At 52.6% G+C, this 10905-nt stretch carries 4 protein-coding genes and 4 pseudogenes; 4 read left to right on the forward strand and 4 right to left on the reverse strand.

The window, feature by feature from the left end; all coding sequences use genetic code 11:
• Positions 1 to 330: pseudogene (locus tag BFF42_RS03375) on the reverse strand (IS1-like element IS1A family transposase); the annotation flags it as partial.
• Between the two features lie 346 nt (positions 331 to 676).
• Here BFF42_RS03375 and ypfM point away from each other — a divergent pair.
• Positions 677 to 736 (forward strand): protein YpfM, encoded by a 60-nt coding sequence (gene ypfM / locus BFF42_RS03380; protein WP_001386977.1) that lies wholly within the window; start codon positions 677 to 679, stop codon positions 734 to 736.
• Between the two features lie 98 nt (positions 737 to 834).
• Here the strand turns inward: ypfM and acrD are convergent.
• Together acrD and narQ are read right to left on the reverse strand one after the other, a co-directional pair.
• Positions 835 to 3947, reverse strand: a pseudogene (gene acrD, locus BFF42_RS03385) (multidrug efflux RND transporter permease AcrD).
• 163 nt (positions 3948 to 4110) lie between these two features.
• Positions 4111 to 5811, reverse strand: coding sequence for a nitrate/nitrite two-component system sensor histidine kinase NarQ (gene narQ, locus BFF42_RS03390; RefSeq protein WP_012421589.1), 1701 nt, complete (start codon positions 5809 to 5811; stop codon positions 4111 to 4113).
• 205 nt (positions 5812 to 6016) lie between these two features.
• Between narQ and aegA the strand changes: the two are divergent.
• The 3 genes and pseudogenes from aegA to BFF42_RS03405 all read left to right on the forward strand — a co-directional run bounded on the left by aegA (position 6017) and on the right by BFF42_RS03405 (position 9808).
• A pseudogene (gene aegA, locus BFF42_RS03395) lies at positions 6017 to 7996 on the forward strand (formate-dependent uric acid utilization protein AegA).
• 67 nt (positions 7997 to 8063) lie between these two features.
• On the forward strand, positions 8064 to 8639 hold the full coding sequence (gene nudK / locus BFF42_RS03400; protein WP_000193711.1) for a GDP-mannose pyrophosphatase NudK: 576 nt from the start codon (positions 8064 to 8066) through the stop codon (positions 8637 to 8639).
• Positions 8640 to 8764: 125 nt separating this feature from the next.
• Positions 8765 to 9808, forward strand: a complete 1044-nt coding sequence (locus tag BFF42_RS03405) for a DUF1176 domain-containing protein (protein ID WP_001270504.1) — start codon at positions 8765 to 8767, stop codon at positions 9806 to 9808.
• Positions 9809 to 9903: 95 nt separating this feature from the next.
• On the opposite strand, the pseudogene BFF42_RS03410 reads toward BFF42_RS03405, so the two are convergent.
• Positions 9904 to 10811, reverse strand: a pseudogene (locus tag BFF42_RS03410) (transketolase-like TK C-terminal-containing protein); the annotation flags it as partial.
• Between the last annotated feature and the right edge of the window lie 94 nt (positions 10812 to 10905).

The following is a 10905-nucleotide window of genomic DNA, read 5'->3' on the forward strand; positions in this document are numbered from 1 at the left end:
GTTCGTCCATTTCCGCGCAGACGATGACGTCACTGCCCGGCTGTATGCGCGAGGTTACCGACTGCGGCCTGAGTTTTTTAAGTGACGTAAAATCGTGTTGAGGCTAACGCCCATAATGCGTGCAGTTGCCCGGCATCCAACGCCATTCATGGCCATATCAATAATTTTCTGGTGCGTACCGGGTTGAGAAGCGGTGTAAGTGAACTGCAGTTGCCATGTTTTACGGCAGTGAGAGCAGAGATAGCGCTGATGTCCGGCAGTGCTTTTGCCGTTACGCACCACCCCGTCAGTAGCTGAACAGGAGGGACAGCTGATAGAAACAGAAGCCACTGGAGCACCTCAAAAACACCATCATACACTAAATCAGTAAGTTGGCAGCATCACCATCGAAGTATTCAAATTAACAACTATTAAATAATATTAAACATTTTTAACGTAAACATTAAGAATATTCATCTTGTTATCTGTCTGTATTTTAACCAGAATTAAATCAGTATTAGATGCCGTATGAATATCTCGAAATGTTGCTGTGTATCACATACAAATTATCACCGCAGGACCATAGTATTTACATAAGGTTTGTCCCCCGGAGGTAGTCATCGCAGCAATCGAGTAAATTAGCTTCACCACGGTATATTGTTTCCGTAGAATACCCATAATTATAAGAGAGGTTGTTATGATTGAACGTGAACTGGGGAACTGGAAAGACTTTATCGAAGTTATGCTTCGTAAGTAATTCCTGAGACAAAGTACAAACAGCAAGAACCCGCTGAGCAGGTTCTTAATCGGAAAGTTGAAAAAGGCGACACATTAGCATGTCGCCTTTTTTATTGCTTATTCCGGGCGCGGCTTCAGCGGGAAGCGGCGGCGCACCAGTACAAAGAACAGCGGCACGAAGTAAATAGCCAGAATAGTGGCCGAAATCATCCCGCCCATTACGCCAGTACCCACCGCATGCTGACCACCGGAACCGGCACCCGTGCTGGTTGCCATTGGCAATACGCCGAAGATAAATGCCAGCGAGGTCATCAGAATCGGGCGTAAACGCTGACGGCAGGCGTGGAGCGTCGCTTCAAACAGGTCGTGGCCTTTTTGGTTCATCTCGTTAGCAAACTCGACGATCAGGATGGCGTTTTTCGCCGATAAACCAATGACCGTTAACAGGCCCACCTGGAAGTAAACGTCGTTTTCCAGCCCGCGCATCCAGGTTGCCAGCAGCGCGCCGATAACCCCCAGCGGCACGACCAGCATTACCGAGAACGGCACCGACCAGCTTTCATACAACGCCGCCAGACACAGGAATACCACCAGCAAGGAAATGGCGTACAGCGCCGGAGCCTGCGCGCCGGAAAGCCGCTCCTGATACGACATCGCCGTCCACTCCAGACCAAAGCCGTTTGGCAACTGCTTCACTAACGATTCCATTATATCCATCGCCGTACCGGTACTGACCCCCGGTGCGGCTTCCCCAACAATCTCAACCGCAGAATAACCGTTATAGCGTTCCAGACGCGGCGAGCCAGTCTCCCAGCGTGAGGTCGCGAAAGCAGAGAAGGGCACCATGCCGCCATCTTTATTTCGGACATACCAGAGATTAATGTCATCTGGCAGCATGCGATACGGCGCAGCTGCCTGCACATAGACTTTCTTCACACGACCGCGATCCATAAAGTCATTCACATAGCTCGAACCCCAGGCGGTTTGCAGTGTGTCGTTAATATCGTCGATAGCAACGCCCAGCGCCTGAGCTTTACGCTGGTCGATATCAATCTGCAACTGCGGACTGTCATCGAGGCCGTTATGGCGCACACGGGTTAGCTCCGGGTTTTCCGCCGCCAGCGCCAGCAACTGGTTACGTGCTGCCATCAGCGCATCGTGACCTGCTCCAGCGTGGTCCTGCAACTCCATATCAAAACCCGCAGAACTACCAAGACCGCTAATTGCTGGCGGGCTGCTGGCGATAACGCGAGCTTCTTTAATCTTGTTAAACGCCTTTGTTGCACGCTCGATAATGGCAAACGAGGTGCCGGTCTTACTGTCGCGTTCGCTCCAGTCTTTCAGGCGGATAAACATTCGCGCCACGTTTTGCCCGTTACCCCCAGGGCCAGAACCAACGGTGGCAAACACCGACATGATGTTGTCTTTTTCATGGGTGAAGTAATATTTCTCGATTTGCTCAACGACTTTCAGGGTCTGTTGTTGGGTTGAACCGCTGGGCAATTGTACCGAGGTAGTAAACATGCCACGGTCTTCCAGCGGTAAGAACGACGTCGGCAAACGCAGGAACAGGAACACCATGCCGCCAAGCAGCAGGACATAAATCACAATCCAGCGCAGGCTGCGGTGGAGAATTTTCGCCACCCCTTTTTCGTAGCGTTCGGCGTTGCGGTTAAACATCTGGTTAAACCAGGCAAAAAAGCCTTTTTGCCCGTGATGCTCACCTTTTTTCAGTGGCTTAAGTAGTGTGGCACACAGAGCCGGAGTGAGGATCATCGCTACCAGTACTGACAGCACCATCGCCGCAACAATGGTAATAGAGAACTGGCGATAGATGGCACCGGTGGTGCCGCCGAAGAAGGCCATTGGTACAAATACCGCCGAAAGCACCATCGCAATCCCGACCAGTGCCCCCTGGATCTGCCCCATCGATTTACGTGTGGCTTCGCGAGGAGTGAGTCCTTCCTCACTCATAATACGTTCGACGTTTTCCACCACCACGATTGCGTCATCCACCAGCAGACCGATCGCCAGTACCATCGCGAACATGGTTAAGGTGTTGACGCTGTAACCGAAGGCGTAAAGTACGGAGAAGGTTCCCATCAACACCACCGGCACGGCGATAGTGGGTATTAGCGTGGCGCGGAAGTTTTGCAGGAACAGATACATAACGAGGAAAACCAGGGCGATAGCTTCCAGCAGCGTTTTCACCACGTCTTCAATGGAGGCTTTAACAAACGAGGTGGTTTCATACGCCACCTTGTATTCCAGTCCGTGCGGGAAGTACTGCGCCAGCTCGTCGAGACGATTGAGCACCAGCTCCCTGTCGCCATTTCGTTTGCGCCGGAGGCCAGTTTTACCCCCAGCCCGGAGGCTGGCTTACCATTGAAGCGGCTAAGATAATCGTATTTCTCCGCCCCCATTTCGACGGTGGCGACATCGCCCAGCCTTACCTCTGAGCCGTCTTGATTCACCCGCAAGGTGATATCGCGGAACTGTTCTGGTGTTTGCAGCAGTGACTGGGCGTTAATGGTGGCGTTGAGCGCCTGCTTATCGACGGAAGGTGTACCACCAAGTTGCCCAACCGCAATCTGCGCGTTCTGTGACTCAATGGCATCAGTGACATCTTTAGCCGTCATCTGGAAACTGTTGAGTTTCGCCGGGGCCAGCCAGATACGCATGGAATATTGCGAACCATAGGCATCGATATCCCCGACGCCATTCACGCGGCTTAACGGGTCCTGAATATTACTGGCAACATAATCGGCAATATCCTGTTTATCCATCGAACCATCGGTAGAGACGAAAGCAATGGTCAGAATATTGGTATCGCCGGTTTTACGCACCGTCACGCCCTGATTTTGCACCGCCTGCGGTAACTTTCGCATGGCTGATTGCAGCTGGTTTTGTACTTGCTGCACGGCTTCGTCCGGATCGGTGCCTGCTTTAAAACTTAAAGTGACAGATGCCTGACCGGTGCCACTGCTCTGAGATGACATATACATGAGATTATCGAGGCCGGTCATATTTTGCTCGATAACCTGGGGCACGGTGTTTTCCAGCGTCTGGGCCGATGCGCCGGGATAGTTAGCGGTCACTCGCACATTCGGTGGCGCGAGATCGGGGTATTGTTCAACGGGCAATGAAAAAATCGCCAGGGTCCCTGTCAGACACAACAGGATTGCCAGCACCCAGGCAAAAATGGGGCGATCAATAAAGAAATTCGCCATTAAAAGAGGACCTCGTGTTTCTGCGTATCGTTGTAGGCTTGACTTGCTTCACTGTAGCGGCAAGGTACGAGCCAATCGTGGAGAAAAAAAGGAGTTAATGTAAATTATCATGCCCTTTTATACTGAACCTTAAGTGCAAGTATTCTTTGGTCAGTAGGAGGCATTACATCAACTGACTTTCCTCACCCTCTGCAGAGCGAAAGCTAATACTCACTAACGTGCCGCCGCCGGAAGGTTGTGAAAAAGTCAGCGTCCCACCCAGCCGTTCCGCGCGTTCGCGCATGATATTCAGACCATAATGACCTTCGGGTTCTTTCGGTTCACCGATACCAATCCCGTTATCACGGATATAAACCGTGTGATTGCCGTCCGGCGCGGTGACGCAACTGACGGCGATTTCGCTGGCGTTGGCGTGCTTCATCGCATTCAGCACCGCTTCGCGAATAATTTGCAACAAATGCACCTGCATTTGCGCATCCAGCGCAAGGGTTGGCAGACGGCAGTCGAGGGTCAGTTTGGCGCTGGTTTGATTTTGTAACGTATCCAGCATTTCCCTCAACGCGGAGGGGAGATCCGCCTGCTGCAGCGTCAGGCGGAAAGTAGTCAACAGCTCGCGTAACTGCCGATAAGCATCATTCAACGCCAGGGAAAAATCGGCCATGATACTTTGTGCGGTGGCGTTATCTTCCGGTATCGAACGCTTCAGTAACGTCAACTGGATACGTAAGTAAGAAAGTACCTGAGCCAGCGAGTCGTGCAATTCGCGGGCGATGGTTGCACGTTCTTCCATCAACAATAACTGCTGAAAATGCTTCTGCGCCTGATTAAAGTACAAACCGCGTCCCAGCATCGACGAAACGCTGTTAAGCAGCGGTTCTGATGATGAAACGTGACTATTTTGCCAGTGCAGTTCGCCGTAAACCGTCTCTTGCATTGTCACCGGTAAAATCTGCATCGGCAATTCCGGGTTTGGTTGCCCTTCGCTAATCCGCCAGTTTTCACCGACATTTAACTCCAGATATTCAGCCGCTTCATTGTCGCGAACAATCTGCAAAATATGGCGGAAACAATGCACATCAATCTGGCTTGTGTTCAGCGCCTGCGAACATTGATACAACACCTCCAGACGACGCTTGGCCTCGTGGAGATCGCGGGTCTTTTCTTCTACTGACGCCTCCAGCGAAAGGTACAATTTATGCAGCTCGCTCGACATCTGGTTAAAGGTTTTTGCAAGCAGACCAAGCTCATTCGGCAGACTGGTATCCAGCGGCGGCGAGTCGAACTGCCCGTGTTCAATACGTTGACTGGCGGTAACCAGCTGATTCAGCGGGGCAACCACCTGATGGCGTATACGGCGCAAAGTAAAAAAGACCAGCGTGAAAATACCGATACCGCCAGCCAGGGAAATCGCCACCACCAGCAGCATTTTGCGTTCAGCGTAGTGCTGTAAAGCCAGCACGAACAGGTCTATCTGATTAACATAATTATTAATATTGGCCTGATACCACGGCAAATCGCCCTTGCTGAGCCGATTATTCATCTCCAGCCAGTTGGCATTCAGATGCGCATAGCGAGTTTTTACTGCTTCTGGCACATACCAGACGTTGAGATTGGTTAATACCGGTGAATGCAGTGCCTGCTGAAACAACTGGCGATGTGCATTGAGTTGTGGACTGCCACTTTGCAAGTCGTAGCCCAGGCGGTAACTCTGCATACGCAGCGATCCGGCAATATTGATAGCCTCAGCGTCGCGCAAACTGCTCGCCAGAGTTAGCAGAGCGATACCCGTGGAAAGAATCGACAGCAGCACAATGTAAAAAAAGGCCCGGGCCAGACTGGCCGAGACGGGTCGTTTAACAATCACACGCGTCTTCTCCACAAAAAATCATTAATGTTCCAGTTCGCTGAAACGCAATTTAGTCAGTGATGGGATTATTTGAGCTGCCACAGTTTATAGCGAAATAGTTACTTATTCTGGGCACATGAACATTGCCGATTCCCCTGTAAGTCGGGTAATAACAACACTCATATAAAGAATAAGGTTTTTACAACCAAAAAAGAAGGTCGTTATGAATCGTTTTATTATGGCCAACAGTCAGCAATGTCTGGGTTGTCATGCTTGTGAAATCGCCTGTGTCATGGCTCACAATGATGAGCAACATGTCCTGAGCCAACACCATTTTCATCCCCGAATTACGGTTATCAAACATCAGCAGCAACGTAGTGCAGTGACCTGTCACCATTGTGAAGATGCGCCCTGCGCCCGTAGCTGCCCTAATGGCGCAATCAGCCACGTTGATGACAGCATTCAGGTCAATCAGCAAAAGTGTATTGGCTGTAAATCCTGCGTGGTGGCCTGTCCGTTTGGTACGATGCAAATCGTCCTGACACCCGTCGCGGCAGGAAAAGTAAAAGCCACGGCGCATAAATGCGACCTTTGTGCAGGGCGCGAAAACGGTCCTGCCTGTGTCGAGAATTGCCCGGCGGACGCGCTGCAACTGGTCACTGACGTCGCACTCTCCGGCATGGCGAAATCCCGCCGCTTGCGCACCGCACGTCAGGAGCATCAACCGTGGCATGCCAGTACCGCTGCACAAGAAATGCCGGTAATGAGTAAAGTCGAACAAATGCAGGCAACGCCCGCGCGTGGCGAGCCGGATAAACTGGCGATTGAAGCGCGCAAAACCGGTTTTGATGAAATTTATCTGCCATTTCGCGCCGACCAGGCATAACGGGAAGCCTCGCGCTGCCTTAAGTGCGGCGAGCACAGCGTTTGTGAATGGACCTGCCCGCTGCATAACCATATTCCGCAGTGGATTGAACTGGTGAAAGCCGGAAACATCGACGCCGCCGTCGAGCTTTCTCACCAGACCAACACCCTGCCGGAAATTACCGGACGCGTTTGTCCGCAAGACCGTTTGTGTGAAGGTGCCTGTACTATTCGCGATGAGCACGGCGCGGTAACTATCGGCAACATTGAACGCTATATTTCAGATCAGGCGTTGGCGAAAGGTTGGCGTCCTGACTTAAGTCATGTCACCAAAGTGGACAAGCGGGTGGCGATTATCGGGGCAGGTCCGGCAGGGCTGGCCTGTGCGGATGTTCTGACCCGCAATGGCGTGGCGGTGACGGTGTACGATCGCCATCCAGAAATCGGTGGCTTGCTCACTTTCGGCATTCCTTCTTTCAAACTGGATAAATCCCTGCTGGCACGCCGTCGGGAAATCTTCAGCGCGATGGGGATTCACTTCGAACTCAATTGTGAAGTGGGTAAAGATGTCTCTTTGGATTCGCTTTTGGAACAATACGACGCGGTCTTCGTTGGCGTAGGCACTTACCGTTCCATGAAAGCGGGTTTACCCAATGAAGATGCGCCGGGCGTTTATGACGCGCTGCCGTTCCTCATCGCCAACACTAAACAGGTGATGGGGCTCGAAGAGCTACCGGAAGAGCCGTTTATCAATACCGCCGGACTTAACGTCGTGGTACTGGGCGGCGGCGACACCGCGATGGACTGTGTGCGTACTGCGCTGCGCCACGGCGCGAGTAACGTCACCTGCGCTTATCGTCGTGATGAAGCTAACATGCCAGGCTCGAAGAAAGAGGTGAAGAACGCCCGCGAAGAGGGGGCCAACTTCGAATTTAACGTCCAGCCGGTGGCGCTTGAGCTGAATGAACAAGGTCACGTTTGCGGGATTCGTTTCCTGCGCACGCGTCTTGGCGAGCCGGATGCCCAGGGGCGTCGGCGTCCAGTACCGGTGGAAGGCAGTGAATTTGTCATGCCAGCCGACGCGGTGATTATGGCGTTTGGCTTCAATCCGCACGGGATGCCGTGGCTGGAGTCGCACGGTGTAACGGTAGACAAATGGGGCCGCATCATCGCGGATGTGGAAAGCCAGTACCGTTACCAGACCTCCAATCCGAAAATCTTCGCCGGTGGCGACGCCGTGCGTGGTGCGGATCTGGTGGTTACCGCAATGGCAGAAGGACGTCATGCGGCACAGGGGATTATTGACTGGCTGGGGGTAAAATCAGTCAAATCTCACTGATAGCCTGCGCAGACAAACCCGACTTCACAGCGTAAGATAATTGTTCATTTCGCGCTGTGGAGTCGGTATGACGCAACAAATCACCCTCATTAAAGACAAAATTCTCTCCGATAACTATTTCACCCTGCACAACATTACCTACGATCTCACGCGCAAAGATGGCGAAGTTATCCGCCATAAACGTGAAGTTTACGATCGCGGTAATGGTGCGACGATCCTCCTGTACAACGCGAAGAAAAAGACCGTGGTTCTGATTCGTCAGTTCCGTGTCGCTACCTGGGTTAATGGCAATGAAAGCGGGCAGCTGATTGAAACCTGCGCCGGGCTGCTGGATAACGACGAACCGGAAGTGTGCATTCGTAAAGAAGCGATTGAAGAGACGGGCTATGAAGTGGGCGAAGTGCGCAAATTATTTGAACTGTATATGTCGCCAGGCGGTGTGACTGAGCTAATCCACTTTTTTATCGCCGAATACAGTGACAATCAGCGCGCTAACGCCGGTGGCGGTGTCGAAGATGAAGATATTGAAGTGCTCGAGCTGCCATTCAGCCAGGCGCTGGAGATGATCAAAACCGGCGAGATACGTGACGGTAAGACGGTGTTATTGCTTAACTATTTGCAAACGTCACATTTAATGGACTGAAAAATAACAATAATATTTCGTTGTTTATTATTGGCTCAATCCGACAAATCCGATTGAGCCGCGCTACCTGCGCAACGAAGATACGACTTGTGCTGTTTGTTTGAACTTCTGGGGTCGTACCGTCCATGCGCTATCGCATTTTCCTTCTCTTTTTTTTCGCTTTGTTGCCGACGTCTTTGGTGTGGGCGGCACCAGCGCAACGGGCGTTTTCCGACTGGCTGGTCACCTGTAATAACCAAAACTTCTGCGTGGCGCGTAATACGGGCGATCATAATGGACTGGTGATGACCCTGAGCCGCAGCGCCGGGGCGCATACCGATGCCGTTTTACGTATTGAGTGCGGCGGATTGAAGTCGCCGGAGGCGTCAGAAGGGGAGATAGCGCCACGGCTGCTGTTAGATGGCGAGCCGTTGGCGTTAAGTGGTGACAAGTGGCGGATTTCACCATGGTTATTAGTAACCGATGATACGGCAACCATCACCGCGTTTTTGCAGATGATTCAGGAAGGGAAGGCGATCACCTTACGCGACGGCAATCAGACCATTTCGCTGAGTGGCTTAAAAGCGGCGTTGTTGTTTATTGATGCTCAGCAAAAGCGCGTTGGCAGTGAAACCGCGTGGATCAAGAAAGGGGACGAACCGCCGCTCAGCGTACCGCCCGCGCCTGCGCTGAAAGAGGTCGCGGTGGTTAACCCAACGCCGACGCCACTCTCACTCGAAGAACGCAACGATTTGCTGGATTATGGAAACTGGCGGATGAATGGTCTGCGCTGCTCGCTTGATCCATTGCGTCGTGAGGTGAATGTCACTGCGCTGACTGATGATAAAGCGCTGATGATGATTAGCTGTGAGGCAGGGGCCTATAACACCATTGATTTGGCATGGATTGTGTCGCGTAAAAATCCGCTGGCCTCGCGCCCGGTTCGGTTGCGTTTGCCGTTCAACAACGGGCAGGAGACGAATGAACTGGAACTGATGAACGCAACATTTGATGAGAAATCGCGTGAACTGGTGACCTTAGCGAAAGGGCGCGGATTAAGCGATTGTGGCATTCAGGCGCGCTGGCGCTTTGACGGTCAGCGTTTTCGCCTGGTGCGTTACGCCGCAGAACCCACCTGCGATAACTGGCATGGGCCAGACGCCTGGCCCACGTTGTGGATCACCCGTTAAACAAAATGGCGGGGACATGTAGGCCGGATAAGACGCTATAGGCCGGATAAGACGCGTCAGAGTCGCATCCGGCAATCAGCATCCGGCGATCACCATCAGGCACCTTTCACTCCCAGCACCTTATGCGCTTTTGCCACAATATTCTCGGCGGTAAAGCCAAAGAACGGGAACAGCTTATCCGCCGGAGCAGATTCCCCATAACCTGTCATCCCAACAATCGCCCCTTTCAAACCAACATACTTGTACCAGTAATCGGCAATACCTGCTTCCACCGCCACGCGAGCCGCAACGTTAGAAGGCAACACCGACTCCCGATATTCCTCATCCTGGGCGTCGAAAATATCAGTCGAGGGCAGGGAAACTACGCGTACATTGCGACCTTCTCCCGCTAATTTCTCTGCCGCTTGCAGGGGGATTTCCATCTCTGAACCGGTGGCAATCAAAATAATATCTGGCTTACCGCCGCTGTCTTTCAGCACATAACCGCCACGGGCAATCTCTTTTACCTGATCCGGCGTACGTTCCACCTGGGCCAGATTCTGCCTTGAGAGGATCAGTGCCGTCGGTCCGTTGTGGCGCTCAACCGCCAGCTTCCAGCCCACCGCCGCTTCCACCTGATCGCACGGTCGCCAGGTGCTGAAATTTGGCGTTAAGCGCAGGCTGGCCAGTTGCTCAACAGCCTGGTGCGTCGGACCATCTTCGCCCAGGCCAATTGAGTCGTGGGTATAAACCATAATCTGCCGCGCTTTCATCAGTGCCGCCATCCGCGCGGCGTTACGGGCGTATTCAACAAACATCAGGAACGTCGCGGTATACGGCACAAAGCCGCCGTGGTGCGCGATGCCGTTGGCTATAGCGGTCATGCCAAATTCACGCACCCCGTAGTGAATGTAGTTGCCCGCCGGATCTTCCTTCAGCGAAACAGAACCTTTCCAGATGGTCAGGTTGCTGGAGCCAGATCCGCCGAACCGCCGAGCAACTCAGGCAGCATCGGCCCGTAAGGCAGTATGACTTTCCGTGAGACAGATGCTGGCCAACGTGGGATATTTAACGCGGGTTAACATCGTTGTCAGAGCCGCATGGGTGAGCTGTTGCTA

It is taken from the genome of Shigella sp. FC1661 (assembly GCF_001712525.1).
Lineage (GTDB): Bacteria > Pseudomonadota > Gammaproteobacteria > Enterobacterales > Enterobacteriaceae > Escherichia > Escherichia coli.